Genomic DNA, 15,257 nt, shown 5'->3' on the forward strand with positions numbered 1-15,257 from the left:
AGAGGAGAGACTAGAAAAATGGCAAAAGTAATCGGTATCGATCTCGGCACCACCAATTCCTGCATCGCCATCATGGATGGCAAGGAGCCCAAGGTGATCGAGAATGCGGAAGGCGCGCGCACGACGCCTTCCATCGTCGCCATTTCGGGCGACGGCGAACGTCTGGTCGGCCAGCCGGCCAAGCGCCAGGCGGTCACCAATCCTGAAAACACCATCTTCGCGGTCAAGCGCCTGATCGGCCGCCGCTATGACGATCCGGTGACGGAAAAGGACAAGAAGCTTGTCCCCTACAAGATCGTCAAGGGCGACAATGGCGATGCCTGGGTCGAGGCCGGCGGCAAGAAGCAGTCGCCCAGCCAGATCTCGGCCATGATCCTGCAGAAGATGAAGGAAACGGCGGAAGCCTATCTCGGCGAGAAGGTCGAGAAGGCGGTCATCACCGTTCCGGCCTATTTCAACGACGCCCAGCGCCAGGCCACCAAGGACGCCGGCAAGATCGCCGGCCTCGAAGTGCTGCGCATCATCAACGAGCCGACGGCTGCCGCGCTCGCCTACGGCCTCGACAAGAAGGATGGCAAGACCATTGCCGTCTATGACCTTGGCGGCGGCACGTTCGACATTTCGGTGCTCGAAATCGGCGACGGCGTGTTCGAGGTGAAGTCGACCAATGGCGACACCTTCCTCGGCGGCGAGGATTTCGACATGCGCCTGGTCGAGTATCTGGCGGCCGAGTTCAAGAAGGAACAGGGCATCGACCTGAAGAACGACAAGCTCGCCTTGCAGCGCCTCAAGGAGGCGGCTGAAAAGGCCAAGATCGAGCTGTCGTCCACCACGCAGACCGAGATCAACCTGCCCTTCATCACCGCCGACGCGACCGGCCCGAAGCACCTGACGCTGAAGCTGACGCGCGCCAAGTTCGAAAGCCTGGTCGAGGATCTCGTCCAGCGCACCATCGACCCGTGCAAGGCGGCGCTCAAGGATGCCGGCCTGAAGGCCGGCGAGATCGACGAAGTGGTCCTGGTCGGCGGCATGACCCGCATGCCCAAGATCCAGGAGATCGTGAAGCAGTTCTTCGGCAAGGAGCCGCACAAGGGCGTCAACCCGGATGAGGTCGTTGCTCTCGGCGCCGCCATCCAGGCCGGCGTGCTGCAGGGCGACGTCAAGGACGTGCTGTTGCTCGACGTGACGCCGCTGTCGCTCGGCATCGAGACGCTGGGCGGCGTGTTCACCCGGCTGATCGAGCGCAACACGACGATCCCGACCAAGAAGAGCCAGGTGTTCTCGACCGCTGAAGATTCGCAGTCGGCCGTGACCATCCGCGTCTTCCAGGGCGAGCGTGAAATGGCCGCCGACAACAAGGCGCTCGGCCAGTTCGACCTGGTCGGCATCCCGCCGGCGCCGCGCGGCGTGCCGCAGATCGAGGTCACCTTCGACATCGACGCCAACGGCATCGTCAACGTTTCGGCCAAGGACAAGGGCACCGGCAAGGAGCACCAGATCCGCATCCAGGCCTCGGGTGGTCTTTCGGACGCCGACATCGAGAAGATGGTGAAGGACGCCGAAGCCAATGCCGAGACCGACAAGAAGCGGCGCGCCGTGGTCGAGGCCCGCAACCAGGCCGAGGCGCTGGTGCATTCGTCCGAGAAGTCGCTGAAGGAATATGGCGACAAGGTCTCGGAAGCCGAGCGCACGGCGATTTCCGATGCCATCGCGGCGTTGAAGACCGCCGCCGAGGGCGACGACGCGGCCGACATCGAGGCCAAGAGCCAGGCGCTTGCCGAAGCTTCGATGAAGCTTGGCCAGGCCATGTACGAGGCTTCGCAGAAGGAAGCGGCGGAAGCCGATGCCAAGGCGGACGCCGCCAAGGACTCCGACGTGGTCGATGCCGATTTCGAGGAAATCGACGAGGACGACGACAAGAAGAAGTCGGCCTGAGCCGCCTGACGGCAAGATAAAGCGGAAAGCCCGGCATAAAGCCGGGCTTTTTTGCAACCCTTGCCGGAAAAGTGCGGGACCTCCCCGAAAAAAAGACAGAAAAACCCGGACAGAGGCACGCCAGCACTGGCATCCGGGCGGCACCGATCCTAAATCGAGACAGCGTGCCGGCAAAAGACGCAACAATGCATCAAGACGTTGAGCATCCGGACAGCGGGAAAAAATGAAAGCTGATTTCTACGAAACGCTGGGCGTGCAAAAGGGCGCCGACGAGAAGGAGCTCAAGAGCGCTTTTCGCAAGCTCGCCATGCAGTTCCATCCTGACCGCAACCCCGGCGATCATTCCTGCGAGCACAAGTTCAAGGAAATCAACGAAGCCTACGAGACGCTGAAGGACCCGCAGAAACGCGCGGCCTATGACCGTTTCGGCCACGCCGCCTTCGAACAGGGCGGCATGAATGGCGGCGCGCAAGGCTTTGGCGCCGGCGGCTTCGCCGACATCTTCGAGGATATTTTCGGCGACATGATGGGTGGGCGCCAGCGCCGATCGTCAGGCGGCCGCGAGCGCGGCGCCGACCTGCGCTACAACATGGAAATCTCGCTGGAAGAGGCTTTCGCCGGAAAGACCGCGCAGATCCGGGTGCCGGCCTCGATCTCCTGCACGGAATGCTCCGGCAGCGGCGCCAAGCCCGGCACCCAGCCGGTGACCTGCTCGATGTGCCATGGCCACGGTAAGGTGCGCGCCACGCAAGGCTTCTTCTCGATCGAGCGTACCTGCCCGCAATGCCAGGGCCGCGGCCAGACGATCAAGGATCCGTGCCCGAAATGCGCCGGCCAGGGCCGCGTCACCGAGGAGCGTTCGCTGTCGGTCAACATTCCGGCCGGCATCGAGGACGGCACCCGCATCCGCCTTGCCAATGAGGGCGAGGCCGGCCTGCGCGGCGGGCCTTCGGGCGACCTCTATATTTTCCTGGCGGTGAAGCCGCATGAATTCTTCCAGCGCGACGGTGCCGACCTCTATTGCAAGGTGCCGATCTCGATGACGACGGCCGCCCTTGGCGGCTCCTTCGAGGTGACGACGCTGGATGGCAGCCAGACCAAGGTGAAAGTACCCGAAGGCACGCAGAACGGCCGCCAGTTCCGCCTCAAGGGCAAGGGCATGCCGGTGCTGCGCCAGCCCAATGTCGGCGACCTCTACATCCAGACCGCTGTCGAGACCCCGCAGAACCTGTCGCGCCGCCAGCGCGAGTTGCTGGAGGAGTTCGAACAGCTGTCCTCGCAGGACAATTCGCCCCAATCGAGCGGGTTTTTCGCCCGCATGAAGGATTTTTTCGAGTCTTTCGGCGAGCGCTGATAGTGCAAGAACGGCGCGGGAATGCATGAAACGCGCCGTGTTTTGAGACGCGACGAAATCTATCTTATCCACGACATGCGTCTCGCAACGCCTTGCCTTGCGTCAACCAGATGTTAAGTAGCTTTGCGGGGAGCCTTGAGGAGAGCTTGCATGACACGTGGTCACGGACTGCGGAAGGCGCTTGCCGAGAAGTTCGACGACGAACTCAAATTCTTCAAGGGCTGGATCGACAAGCCGAAGACGGTCGGTTCGATCGTGCCGACCAGTTCGATCACCGCGCGCAAGATGGCCTCGATCGTCAATCCCAGGTCCGGCCTGCCGGTGCTTGAAGTCGGTCCGGGCACCGGTGTCATCACCCGCGCCATCCTCGCTCAGGGCGTACGGCCCGAAAACCTCTATGCCGTCGAATACAACACCGATTTCGTGCGCCATCTGCGCCAGCTCTATCCCGGCGTCAACGTCATCGAGGGCGACGCCTTCAACCTCAACGCGACGCTTGGCGAGAGGAGCGGGATGATCTTCGATTCCGTCGTGTCCGGCGTGCCGCTGCTCAATTTCCCGGTCGCCCAGCGCATTGCCTATATAGAGAGCCTGCTCGACCGCATCCCGGCGGGCCGCCCGATCGTGCAGCTGACCTATGGCCCGATGTCGCCGATCCCGGCCGGCCGCGGCGACTACACTGTCAAGCATTTCGATTTCATCTTCCGCAACATCCCGCCGACGCAGCTGTGGATCTATCGAAGAGAGGGATAAGGCAGTAGGCAGTAGGGAATAGTCAGGAACCGCTTATCTCCTACTGCCTATTCCCCACTGCCTACTCTCTTTGCGAAGCAATGGCAGTGATCCCGAAAATCCTCGTCTTCGCCGGCTCGGTGCGCAGCGGCGCCTATAGCGGCAGGACCGCCGATGTGGCGCAGAAGGAACTTGCGGTGCAGGGCGCCGAGGTGACCCGCATTTCGCTCGCCGATTATCCCTTGCCGATCCTCGACGAGGATCTGGAGAAGGAGGAGGGTGTCCCCGAAAACGCCGTCAAACTCGGCCGTCTGATTTCAGCCCATGACGGATTGCTGATCGCCACGCCCGAATATAACGGCTCGATCCCGCCGCTGCTCAAGAACACGATCGACTGGGTGAGCCGGGTGCGCCGCGATGGCGGCCGATCGGTCAGGCCGCTTGCCGGCAAGGTCGTCGGGCTGTGTTCGTCCTCCAATGGCCATTTTGCCGGCATACGCTGCATCAACCATCTGCGCGCGGTGCTGGTACGCTGCCAGATGGAGGTGGTGACACCGGAATGCTCGGTGCCGAACGGCGGCGACGCCTTCGACGAAGGCGGCAATTTCCGTGACGAAAGACTGTACAAATCGATGGAGCATTTATGCCGCACGCTGATCGAAACCTCGCGCATGCTGTCGACCCGGATCGAGGCGTGACCGCCACGACCATGCAGGCCAAATCCATCCGGGCCCAGTCCATCCAGGAAAGACTGATCGTCGGCCTCGACGTGCCGACCGTGCGGGAAGCCGAGCAGGCGGTGCGCGAACTCGACGGCGTCGTCTCCTTCTACAAGATCGGCTATCAGCTGGCCTTCGCCGGCGGGCTCGACTTCGCCAGGGAGCTGGCCAGCGGCGGGACAAAAATCTTCCTCGACATGAAGCTGCTCGACATCGACCACACGGTGGCCAAGGGCGTCGAGAACATCGTCAAGATGGGCATGACGATGCTGACCATACACGCCTATCCCAAGGCGATGCGTGCGGCCGTGGACGCGGCCAGGGGCAGCGACCTTTGCCTGCTCGCCGTCAGCGTGCTGACCTCGATGGACGAGCAGGACATGATCGATGTCGGCTATGAATATGACCCGCACACGCTGGTGCTGCGGCGCTCGGAACAGGCGCTGCATGCCGGCATGGGCGGCATCGTCTGCTCGGCCGCGGAAGCCGAAGCGGTGCGCCGCATCGTCGGACCCGACATGGCGGTGGTGACGCCCGGCATCCGGCCGGTGGGCAGCGACCATGGCGACCAGAAGCGCGTGGTGACGCCGGCGCAAGCGATCCGCAACGGCGCCAGCCATCTCGTCGTCGGCCGCCCGATCGTCGCGGCAAGCGACCGCCGCGCGGCGGCGCAGGCGATCCTCGACGAAATGCGCTCTGCATAGAATAAGGGAGAGAACAATGCCCAAGGGATACTGGATCGCCCGCGTCGATGTGCGCGATGCCGAAGGCTACAAGGAGTATATCGCCGCTTCGAAGCTCGCCTTCGACCGTTTTGGCGCGAAATTCCTGGCACGCGGCGGAGCCCATGAGCTGGCCGAAGGGCCTGGCCGCGCCCGCAACGTGATCATCGAATTCGAATCGCTTGCGATCGCGCACGACTGCTACCATTCGCCGGAATATCAGCGCGCGGTCGCCATCCGCCAGAAGGTCGCCGACGGCGAGATCGTGCTGGTCGAAGGGGCCTGAAGCGCGCCGCGCTTTTCCCCGGAACTGCTCTTTCAGACGAAGTCCTGAAGGTTCACATCCCGCAGCTTGGCCCCGCCAAGCAGCGCCCCGACCAGTTGATGCTTGAGGGCAAGGCACTGCGAGCGGGCGAGTTTCACGATGCCAGGAACGTCGCTCTTTTCGCAGGCCTGCAGCAATTGCTTCTGCTGTTCGATGATCAGCGGCATGAAATCGCGCGACTTGAAGCCGAGATGGAGCGCCCGTTCCGACTGGTCGAGGATCTGGCTGAGCAGCTGTGCCAGCCGCAAATTCTCGGAAAGCTCGGCGATCGCCAGGCGGAAGGCACGGTCGGCCGCGAGGAACGCAACAGGGCTGCGCAGCGTCTCCGGCTTCAGCACCTTTCTCGCCGCCAGCCTGATCTCGTCCAGCCCGCGCTCGGTGATGCCCGTGGTGGCAACCCGGAACACTTCCGGCTCGACCAGGCTGCGCACGTCGAAGATCTCGTTGACGTCGCGTAGGGTCAGCGTGGTGATGACATAGCCGCGACGCGGCTCGCTCCTGACCAGACCCTCCTGCATGAGCCGGGCAAGTGCGGAGCGGATCGTCGCCTTCTTGATGCCGTAGCGTGCCTCGATCTGCTTTTCGGTCAGCGCTTCACCAGGCGACAGAACGCAAGCGACGATATCGCTCTTCAGCTGTTCGTAGGCCTGTTCGCTGCGCAGCACATCCGCCGTCGACAGCGCCGGCGTACCATCCGGGGACGCGGCCGATTTCGATGGCGTGGCTTTTGTCGGCTTCATGCTTGTCTCGCCTTGCATCGGTCTTGACATTGGCCATCTTAGCTATACTAACTGAGCATCTCAGTCAGGAGCTGTGGCATGCCTCTATCGGCCGACTCCCCTCTCTACCGCGCGATCAGGGATATCGTCAACGCGGCGGCCGGCGCCAATCCCTTCGAGGACGTCAAGGCTGTCTTGAGCGACTATACCAACCGCTTCCATGCGCTCGGCGGGCTGGTTCACGAGGAGGAGGACGACGAGCTTTTGCTGCATGCCAGCCCGAAGCTGACGATCTACCACATCACGCTTTCGCCCGGGGTGCAGTATCCGCCGCATAACCATCTGATGGACGCCCTGGTCGGCATCTATTGGGGCGGCGAGACCAATTTCATCTACCCGCTCGCCGGCGAAAAGGTCGACGAGCCGGAGCGGCAGGATTTTTCGGCGCCCTCGCTGGTGCACATGTCTTCCAGCACCATCCACTCAGTCGCCAATACCGGCAGCGCCCGCTCCGGCGCCCTGCATGTCTATCTCGGCGATCTGCCGGGCACCGACCGCCAATTGTGGAGCCTGGCCGACAACCGGCCGGAACCCTTCGACAACGCCAGGTACATGGCCGGCGCGCGACCGATATAGGCCAAGCCTAGCCGCTGCGGCGCTGACCGATAAATCGGCCTGCCGCCGTCGCCGCCATGGCATCGGCGAGGTTCAGGCCCCATTGCTGGCGGCAATAGGCGCGGAAATCGAAGCAGGGAAGGCCGGGGCAGACCTCGAACTCGATCAGGTGAACCGTGTCGTCGGCCTCGACGCGCAGGTCGATGGAAAACACGTCGCGCAGGCCGAGCCCGCCGATCAGCCGCCCGGCGATCGCCCTGACCCTGGCGTCGGCGACCGGCTGGGCATCGGCGACGGCGACGAGCTCCGGTTCGGCATAAAGTCCTGCCGCCTTCGCCGCCTCGCCGGTTTCGCCGTAGAGCGCCATGCTGTCGGCCATGGTCTGGAAATCCGCGCCGGAATCGACAAAGGCGATGCCGAGCGCCTCGACACCGGTTTGCGGCGTCAGCCCGAGGAAGCTGGCGCGCACATTGCGGCCGGCGACATAGGGTTGGACGACGACATCGTCGCGATAGGCGGCGAAGACGCGCCGGCTAAGCTCCAGCGCATGGGCCAGCTCATAGCACCGGGAATCCGGCCAGATGCCTATCTTGGCGCCAAGCCGATTGGGCTTGACGAACCAGCCGGCGGTGGAGGCCGGCGGCTCGACCAGCCATTTGCCATCGCGGGCAAGGCCGGCCTGCGGCGCCGGCAGGCCGAGCGCGCCAAGGACGGCGCCGGAGCGGAACTTGTCCTGGCAGAGCGCGAGCAGCGAATCGTCGGCTCCGATCGTCCGCAACCCCTTGAGCCGGGCCAGCGCAGGAGCCGCGCCGCCACGGAAATAGGCGACGCCATCAGACAACGTCCAGACCAGCGTGTTCTCAACATCCTCACCCTCCAGCGCCTCGGCGGCATCGTCGAGCGCCACCGGCGCAAAGGCGAGACCGCGCGCCTCGCAGGCGACGGCGAGTGCCGCGAATTCGGGAGCGATGTCCGTCGACTGCGCCAGGTAGGACGAGATTTCGGTGGCGCGCCGCGGCGGGAAGCCGTCGGCGACCAGCCGGTCGAAGCAGGCCTTCTCCGGCTCGTAGACAAGGATCAGCTTCGGCTTGCGGCTCGACATGAGATGGACGATTCCCGGCGATGCGATCGCCTACCATCGCACGGCCGACGCAAACAGCTTTCGCGAAACCGACCCAAGCCGGACGCCTGCGTGACAACACCGCTATGAAGAGGGGCGGCGCCGATCGCCCAGTCTGTTCGGGCGCTCTCTGTTCAGGCGATCAGCACGCGCGGTTCGAACCGGCCGTTGACGGGGATGTCGATGAGGAAGGTCATGCCCGCCTGCGGATCGAGCTTGCGCTGCTTGTCGTCCTTGCCCTTCCAGGCCGAGGTCACCGCCAGACGGTCGGCCTTGGCGCCGACAAAGGCCGGACAGGAGGCCTGCGTCACCGGCATGGGAATTTCGCGCAGCAATGCGCCATCGGGCGAATAGGCCTTCACCGCCGCGCCGCCCCAGACGGCATTCCACAGCACGCCATCGCGGTCGACGACGGAGCCGTCGACATAGCCCTTCGAGGAGCGATGGTCGACGAACACTTTCGGTACGCCAACCGGCAGGCCAGTCGCCGAATCGCAGGCGACGCGCATCAAGAGGCCGGTCGCGGTGTCGGTGTAATAGGCGATCGTCCCGTCCTGCGAAAAGCAGATCGAGTTCGACACGGTGATGTCCGAAAACAGGCGGCGCAACTCGCCCCTGAAAAACCAGTAGATCGCGCCCGCACCCTTGCTCTCGTCCTTGGCCATCGTGCCGACCCAAAAGGCACCGCAGGGATGGACGCGGGAATCGTTGGAGCGGGTGAGCGGATTGTCGGCCTCGATGGGCGTATGCAGCGTCATCGCACCGGTCGCGACATCGCGGACAAAAAGCCCGGTCTCGGTGGCGATCAGCTGGCGCTGGTCGTCGATGATGGCGATGGCACTGGCCATCTGGCCAAGCTCGTGGATTTTCAGCGCGCCCGTGAGCGGCTTTTCCAGAAGCTTGCCGTTGACGATATCGAACCAGAACAGCGCATCGCTGGCCGGATCGTAGCTCGGGCCTTCGCCGAGCTGGCAGATGTGATCGGAAAAAACCGAAACTTCGCTCATCATGCTTCTCCGAACACCGCGTCCCAGGCCGCGACGGCGGCGTGCGCACGCGCCGCGACGTCGTCGACGCTCATGCCGGGCTTGAACAGGCTTGAGCCCAGGCCGAACACCGTGACGCCCACCGCCTTGTAGCCGGCAAAATCCTTCTCCGAAACGCCGCCAACGGCACCGACCAGCGTCTGTGCCGGCAGCACCGCCCGGATGGCGGAAATGCCGGATGCGCCGAGCGCGCTTGCCGGAAAGAATTTCAAGGCCGAGGCGCCCAGCCGGATCGCCTGAAAGGCCTCCGTCGGCGTGAACACGCCGGGCATGGTCACCATGCCGTAGTGCATGGCGCGCGCCATCACCTCGGCATCGATGTTGGGGCTGACCAGCAGCCGCCCGCCGGCCTGGTGCAGGCCGTCGACATCGGCCGCCGTCAACACCGTGCCGGCCCCGATCAAGGCCGACTTCGGCAGCACTTGGACAATCCTGGCGATCGACGAGAAGGGCTGGGGCGAGTTGAGCGGCACTTCGATCGCCTCGATGCCGGCATCGAACAGCGCCTGCCCCATGGCAATCGCCTCGGCGGGTTTCAGGCCACGCAGGATGGCGACCAGCCCGCGCTTGAGTTTTGGAAAGGCTGCGGTCTCGGTCATGCCAAGGCTCCGGTTCTGGCGATCATGCCGTTTTCGCGCGCGGCTTCGGTGAGTCCGGCGCGCACCGCTTCGTCGGCGTCGACGGCGCGGACGGCAAGCCCTGCGAGGTCGAGTGCAGCCTGGTAGAGCACAGCGAGCGTACCCGAGGCAATCAGCACGACCGGCGCATCGCCGGCGCCATAGCGGCGCTTCGCCGAGGCGATCTCGCCGCCGATCAAAAGCCCGGACAGGCCGGCCGCCGCATCTTCCGACTTCAGGTCCTGCAAGAGCCCGGCGGCACGGATGGCAAACAGCTTCGAGGTGACATCGCCACCCTCGCCGAGCGCGCGTTCGCACCATTGCCGGAAGAATGGATTGTCCCCGGTGACGGGAGCCGGATGCTCGCCCAGCGAATGCTTGAGGATGGAGTGCGCGGCCAGCACCGAAAACAACTCGCCGGTCGGCCATGTGCCGAAGCCGGCAACCGCGCCATCCTCGACCAGCACCCATTTCGAATGGGTGCCGGGCATGCAGGCGAGATGTCGCCCCTTTGCCGGCAAACCGGCGCCGGCCAATTGTGTTTCCTCACCGCGCATGACATCGGGCGCATCGGCCAGGCGCTGGGCGAGGCCCGGCACGATGCGGATGTCGCGTTTCTGATCAGCCACGCGAGCGGCACCGCCAAGGATGGCGCCGATCGGCGCCGGTACGGTCACATACGGCGCCTCGATCCAGCCCTGACGAGAGCCGGCCATGCCGCAGATGATGACGGGCAGTGTTTCCGGCGCGCCCATGGCGGCCAGATGGCCTTCCAGAACGTTCGAAAATCCTTTTTCGCGCGCGGTGATCAGGCCGTCATCGCCGCGGCGCTCGGCCAGCACCTTGCCGCTGCCGTCGATCAGCCATGCGCGAAGCCGGGTCGTGCCCCAATCGAGCGCGGCGACCGCCGGAGCGTTGCCGGCAAATTCCGGGCTCACAGAAAACCTCCGTCGACGATCAGCATCTGCGCGGTCAGCATGCGCGAGGCGTCCGAGGCGAGGAACAGCACCGTGCCGACCATGTCGTCCGGGCGTATGACCTCCTTGATGCACTGCTTGGCGACATGGGCGGCAAGCGCCCCTTCGGTCACCCAGCGTTCCTGCTGCCGTTCGGTGATCACCCAGCCTGGCGCGACGGCGTTGACGCGGATGCGGTCAGGCCCGAGCTTGCCTGCCAGCCCCTTGGTGAGGCCGAGGATGCCCGCCTTGGCGGCGGTATAGGCCGGCATGTCAGGGTGGTTGATGAGGTAGGATGTCGAGGTGAAGTTGATGATCGAGCCGCCGCCGGCCCGCTTCATGCCCGGTGCCACCGCCTGCGCGGTGAAGAAATGTGGTCTGAGGTTGATCGCCTGGTTGTTGTCCCAGAACTCCACCGTCACGTCCTCGACGGCGTGGCGCTCGTCCCAGGCGGCATTGTTGACCAGCACGGTGACATCGCCATGCGCCTGTGCCGCCCTGGCAGCCGAGGCGCGCAGCGCCTCGATGTCGCGCAGGTCGGTCTTGAGGTAGAGCGGCCGGCGGCCGAATTCCTTCTCGATGCGGTCGGCAAGCAGCGTGCTCGGCCCCTCGGCGATGTCGATGAAGGCGACATTGGCACCCTGGCGCACGAAACCCTCGGTCAGCGCCGCGCCGATCCCGGAACCGCCGCCGGTGATCAGCACCGAGGCTCCCTTGAGGTCGGCAAAATCCGCCGATGGCATCATATTCTTCTCTCCCGGCGCATGACCCCGAAAATCGGATCGATTTTCGGGGTCATGCGCAAATATAAGTTGCTACAGCGTCCTTTGCGCGTCCCAAGGACGCGCGGTGCTGTAGGCATGAACGGCGCGCATCCTAGCCACGCAAGTCGCGCGGGCAAGGGCGAAACGTCGGATTTGCAGGCTTATGTCGGACAAAACGACAATGCGCCGCACCGGAAGCGCGCCGCGATATCGGCGGAATGTCGATTAGGCCGAAAGCGCCAGTCAGATCGCCTTGGCGCGCAGGGCGCCACGGAAGGAATCGCGGAGATAGCCGAGCGTGGCGTCGGCATCGACCGGCTTGCCGAACAGATAGCCTTGCCCGCCGGCGCAGCCGAACTGGACCAGGCGATCGGCCTGCGCTTCCTCTTCTATGCCTTCGGCGACCACATCCATGCCCAACCCTTCGCACATGGCGAGAATGGCGCGGATGATGTGTTCGGACGGGCGGTCGTCGAGGATGGAGGCGACGAAGGCGCGGTCGATCTTGAGCTTGTCGAAATGGAATTCGCGCAGGCGGCCGAGCGAAGACTGGCCGGTGCCGAAATCGTCGAGCGAGACGCGGATGCCGACGCGCCGCAGATCCTCGACGATCTGCGCGGCGGAGGCCGGGTCGTTCATCAGGCCGGTCTCGGTGATCTCGATCTCGAGACGGCGCGGATCGAAGCCGGTGCGGTCGAGGATCGCCAATATGTGCAGGCCGGTGTTCTGGTCGACGAGCTGCGAGGGCGACAGGTTGAAGGACAGGAACAGGTCGCTCGGCCAGCTCCTCGCCGCCTCGGTCGCCTTGCGCAGCACCAGCTGCGACAGCGGGCCGATGATGCCGCGTTCCTCGGCGATGGGGATGAAGACCGTCGGCGGCACGGCACCGAGATCGCGATCGGTCCAGCGCGCCAGCGTCTCGAAGCCGATGGTGCGGCGCGTGGTGAGGTCGACGATCGGCTGGAAATGCGGTTCCACCTCGCCGGCCGAGACGGCGCGGCGCAGCGCCTGCTCGATGCGGGTGACGCGCTTGGCCGCCTCTTCCATCTCGCGGGTGTAGACGACGACGCGGCCACGGCCGGAACGCTTGGCGTGGTAGAGCGCCGTCTCGGCCTTGTTAACGAGGATCTCGGTGGTCTCGTCGCCGGAATAGAACAGCGAGCAGCCGACCGAGGCCGACAGCCTGGCGGTGCGTTCGCCGACATCGTACGGCGCCGACAGGATCTCGATCAGCATGCGGGCTTTTTCCGCCGCCGCGTCCTCGGAGAACACCAGCGGATAGAGGAAGGCGAATTCGTCGGCGCCGATCCGGCAGACCGTCGAATGGCCGTCCATCGAGGCGCGCAGCCGCATGGCGACCTGGATCAGGATGTCGTCGCCGGCCTTGTGACCGAACAGATCGTTGATAGGCTTGAAGCCGTCGAGGTCGAGAATGCCGACTGTGAAGGGCGCGGGATCATCGGCGCGGTCGCTGATCAGGCGATCGACCTTGTCGAAAAAGCGGCGATGGTTGCCAAGCCCGGTCAACGGATCGGTGAAGGCCAGATCCGTGCTCTCCCTGTTTGCCTGACCGGTGCCAAACGGAGTTTGCATCGGTGTCCCTGTTTTAACGTCGGAATTTGTGTCGGAGACTGCCAGCAAACCCTTTAGGAAACGTATCTCGAAAATCGATTTTTCGCGGCCGGAACGTAATCCGGAAAAGCGGAATCCGGGTTTCACCGGCGATCTTGCCGGGGCAGAAAGCCGGATACCCCGGGGAGCCGGCTAAACCAAGCGTCAAGCCTTTGTTTTCGCGCTGATTTTCAGCCGCCGAGCTTGACGCGATAGAGCTCGAGCTGGGCACCCCGTGTCTCCGCCACTGGCTCCAGCCAGTCCGGCAAATTGCCGCGCGTCAGCCCGGCCAGAAAGCCGTCCGGCGCCCTGCCGACGAGCAGGCGGGTTTCCGGGTTGCCGCGGCAGAGCGCGACAAGCCCGACATGGTGGCTTTCGACCACCGACCTGGCATCGGCGGCCGATCCGAGGAAGGTATCGAGTGCAAGCAGGTTTCCTGCGACGTTTCGATGATACGGCCCGGCGAACACGCGATGTCCGGAATAGGCCAGGATGGGCGAGCCAAGATTGGAAATGGCGAGCACGGTGGTGTCCGGCAGCTGGCTGAGCGCTGCGAACGCGGTCTTGCCTTGGCAGTTCCCATCGACACTGGCGGCCTTGACGGCCTCAGCGGTTTCGAAGGCGCTCGATGCGGCCACGGCCGCGCACGCCCAGAGTGCGTTGACCGAGACCAGCCAGGCTGCGGCCACCCTGAGCGCGGCACCGCGCGATGGGCTGGCTTCGGCCCGCTGCCGCCATTTGGCGATCCAGGCGCAAAGCGGGATCACCGCCAAGGCAATGGAGAAGGTCGAGCCGCGCACTTGCCAGGCACTGACCAGGAACGCCACCACCAGCAGCGCGCCAACGAGGCTGTCCTGCCGCCGCGAGCCGCCACGGCCGAGGCCAAGCGCCATCAGCAGGATCGCCACCAGTGGCGTGGCGAAACGCTCCACCACCGCGACCTGGTTGTAGATGACGAGCTTGTACAGCGACTGCGCCTCTTCGATGTTGTCGAGCCACAATTCCTTGAGGCGCGGATCGAGGTTCGCATAGGGGGCTGCCAGGCATTGCGGGAAAAGCGACACCACGACAGCGCCCAGCACGAGCACGAGCAGGCCGAGCGCAAACAGGCGACGGCCGAGCGTGGCGTTGGCCATGTCGAGCGATGCCACGGCGGCAAGGCCGCATCCGGCGAGCGCGGCCATCACGAACTGCACTGTCGAGAAAGCATCGCATTGCGGCTGGCCCCACGCCGATGGGGCGATGGTGGTGAGGAAGACCAGCCCCGAAACGCCGGCAAAGCCAAGGCCGAAATCCCTGGCGATCCGCCCCTCGCCGCTGGGGTCGGCGACAAACAGCAGGGCAATGCACGCGCCGATGGTGGCGACGTAGGGCGCCGTTTCCATGCCGACGGCCAGCATCAGCGCCGCGCACAGGCCCGCGAGCAGCGCCGCCCAGCGCTGCACGGGTGCATCGAGCAGCAGGCTCAGGCAGGCCATGGTCAGCGTCAGCTGGACATTGTGATGATCGAGCGAGCCGGGCGAAAAGATGCCGATGAAATGCAGCGCCGCGGCGCCGATGACGACAGCCGGCAGCACGGCCGCGGCACCGGCGAAACTGCGCGCCGCGCGGGCGGTAAAGAGCAAAGCGAGGTAGAAGAGCAGTGCCGGCCAGAGCACCTCGGCGATGGTCTCGGCCCTGGCCATGCTGCCGGTCAGCGCCGAGGCTACGAGAACGATGGCGGCGAGCGGCGCGTCGACCAGCCGCGACCAGTGCATGACGAAGCCGCCTTCAAGACCCATCCGGTACTGATGCAGGTCGAACCAGCCCTGGCCGGCCAGCATGTCGCGAACCTCGACCAGACGCAACAGATTGTCATTGTCGCCGCCGGCGTCGGTCAAGTCGCGGAATCCGCTGAGGGCGCTGACGGCAACCATCACCAGCGTGGCGACGAGCACGAGCGCGAGGTCGTTGCGCCGTGACGGAAGTGGCTTGGCCTCGACGGAGATCATGGTATCGGCAGGAGTCACGGGACGGCCTCTG

At 64.8% G+C, this 15,257-nt stretch carries 15 protein-coding genes; 7 read left to right on the forward strand and 8 right to left on the reverse strand.

Annotation, left to right across the window (positions count from 1 at the left end; all coding sequences use genetic code 11):
• Nucleotides 1-18 precede the first annotated feature (18 nt).
• The 6 genes from dnaK (at nucleotide 19) to JG747_RS03530 (ending at nucleotide 5,748) form a co-directional block, all read left to right on the forward strand.
• Nucleotides 19-1,935 (forward strand): molecular chaperone DnaK, encoded by a 1,917-nt coding sequence (gene dnaK / locus JG747_RS03505; protein ID WP_010912682.1) that lies wholly within the window; start codon nucleotides 19-21, stop codon nucleotides 1,933-1,935.
• Between the two features lie 223 nt (nucleotides 1,936-2,158).
• Nucleotides 2,159-3,289, forward strand: coding sequence for a molecular chaperone DnaJ (gene dnaJ, locus JG747_RS03510; RefSeq protein WP_019862366.1), 1,131 nt, complete (start codon nucleotides 2,159-2,161; stop codon nucleotides 3,287-3,289).
• A gap of 150 nt (nucleotides 3,290-3,439) precedes the next feature.
• Nucleotides 3,440-4,042 (forward strand): phospholipid N-methyltransferase PmtA, encoded by a 603-nt coding sequence (gene pmtA / locus JG747_RS03515; protein WP_019862365.1) that lies wholly within the window; start codon nucleotides 3,440-3,442, stop codon nucleotides 4,040-4,042.
• Nucleotides 4,043-4,122: 80 nt separating this feature from the next.
• Complete coding sequence (locus tag JG747_RS03520) at nucleotides 4,123-4,719, forward strand: NADPH-dependent FMN reductase (protein WP_202361165.1); 597 nt, start codon at nucleotides 4,123-4,125, stop codon at nucleotides 4,717-4,719.
• An 11-nt stretch (nucleotides 4,720-4,730) separates the two neighbouring features.
• Nucleotides 4,731-5,444, forward strand: a complete 714-nt coding sequence (pyrF, locus tag JG747_RS03525; protein WP_038653622.1) for an orotidine-5'-phosphate decarboxylase — start codon at nucleotides 4,731-4,733, stop codon at nucleotides 5,442-5,444.
• Between the two features lie 16 nt (nucleotides 5,445-5,460).
• Complete coding sequence (locus JG747_RS03530) at nucleotides 5,461-5,748, forward strand: DUF1330 domain-containing protein (RefSeq protein WP_019862362.1); 288 nt, start codon at nucleotides 5,461-5,463, stop codon at nucleotides 5,746-5,748.
• A gap of 32 nt (nucleotides 5,749-5,780) precedes the next feature.
• Here the strand turns inward: JG747_RS03530 and JG747_RS03535 are convergent, their stop codons facing one another.
• Entirely contained in the window at nucleotides 5,781-6,527 is a 747-nt protein-coding gene (locus tag JG747_RS03535; protein ID WP_038653618.1) for a GntR family transcriptional regulator, read from the reverse strand.
• A gap of 78 nt (nucleotides 6,528-6,605) precedes the next feature.
• Between JG747_RS03535 and JG747_RS03540 the strand changes: the two genes are divergently transcribed.
• Nucleotides 6,606-7,142, forward strand: a complete 537-nt coding sequence (locus JG747_RS03540) for an autotransporter (protein WP_019862360.1) — start codon at nucleotides 6,606-6,608, stop codon at nucleotides 7,140-7,142.
• Nucleotides 7,143-7,149: 7 nt separating this feature from the next.
• Here the strand turns inward: JG747_RS03540 and JG747_RS03545 are convergent, their stop codons facing one another.
• The 7 genes from JG747_RS03545 to JG747_RS03575 form a co-directional block, all read right to left on the reverse strand.
• A complete protein-coding gene (locus tag JG747_RS03545) occupies nucleotides 7,150-8,223 on the reverse strand; it encodes a D-alanine:D-lactate ligase-like protein (RefSeq protein ID WP_202361166.1) in 1,074 nt (357 codons plus the stop codon).
• 152 nt (nucleotides 8,224-8,375) lie between these two features.
• Nucleotides 8,376-9,248: an SMP-30/gluconolactonase/LRE family protein gene (locus JG747_RS03550; RefSeq protein ID WP_202361167.1), complete on the reverse strand. Its 873-nt coding sequence runs from the start codon at nucleotides 9,246-9,248 to the stop codon at nucleotides 8,376-8,378.
• The gene (locus JG747_RS03555) at nucleotides 9,248-9,886 is read right to left on the reverse strand and encodes a 2-dehydro-3-deoxy-6-phosphogalactonate aldolase (RefSeq protein WP_038651034.1); all 639 of its coding nucleotides are present in this window, start codon (nucleotides 9,884-9,886) and stop codon (nucleotides 9,248-9,250) included. The genes JG747_RS03550 and JG747_RS03555 overlap by 1 nt, the downstream gene beginning before the upstream one ends.
• A complete protein-coding gene (locus JG747_RS03560) occupies nucleotides 9,883-10,842 on the reverse strand; it encodes a 2-dehydro-3-deoxygalactonokinase (protein ID WP_202361168.1) in 960 nt (319 codons plus the stop codon). Before JG747_RS03560 ends, JG747_RS03555 begins: the two co-directional genes overlap by 4 nt.
• On the reverse strand, nucleotides 10,839-11,606 hold the full coding sequence (locus JG747_RS03565; RefSeq protein ID WP_202361169.1) for an SDR family NAD(P)-dependent oxidoreductase: 768 nt from the start codon (nucleotides 11,604-11,606) through the stop codon (nucleotides 10,839-10,841). The genes JG747_RS03560 and JG747_RS03565 overlap by 4 nt, the downstream gene beginning before the upstream one ends.
• Nucleotides 11,607-11,867: 261 nt before the next feature.
• Nucleotides 11,868-13,217, reverse strand: a complete 1,350-nt coding sequence (locus tag JG747_RS03570) for a putative bifunctional diguanylate cyclase/phosphodiesterase (RefSeq protein ID WP_019862352.1) — start codon at nucleotides 13,215-13,217, stop codon at nucleotides 11,868-11,870.
• Between the two features lie 209 nt (nucleotides 13,218-13,426).
• Nucleotides 13,427-15,244 carry a polysaccharide biosynthesis protein GtrA gene (locus JG747_RS03575; protein ID WP_064985339.1) on the reverse strand — a complete coding sequence of 606 codons (1,818 nt, stop codon included), beginning with the start codon at nucleotides 15,242-15,244 and terminating at the stop codon, nucleotides 13,427-13,429.
• Nucleotides 15,245-15,257 lie beyond the last annotated feature (13 nt).

Source organism: Mesorhizobium sp. 131-3-5 (assembly GCF_016756575.1).
Classification (GTDB): Bacteria; Pseudomonadota; Alphaproteobacteria; order Rhizobiales; family Rhizobiaceae; genus Mesorhizobium; species Mesorhizobium jarvisii.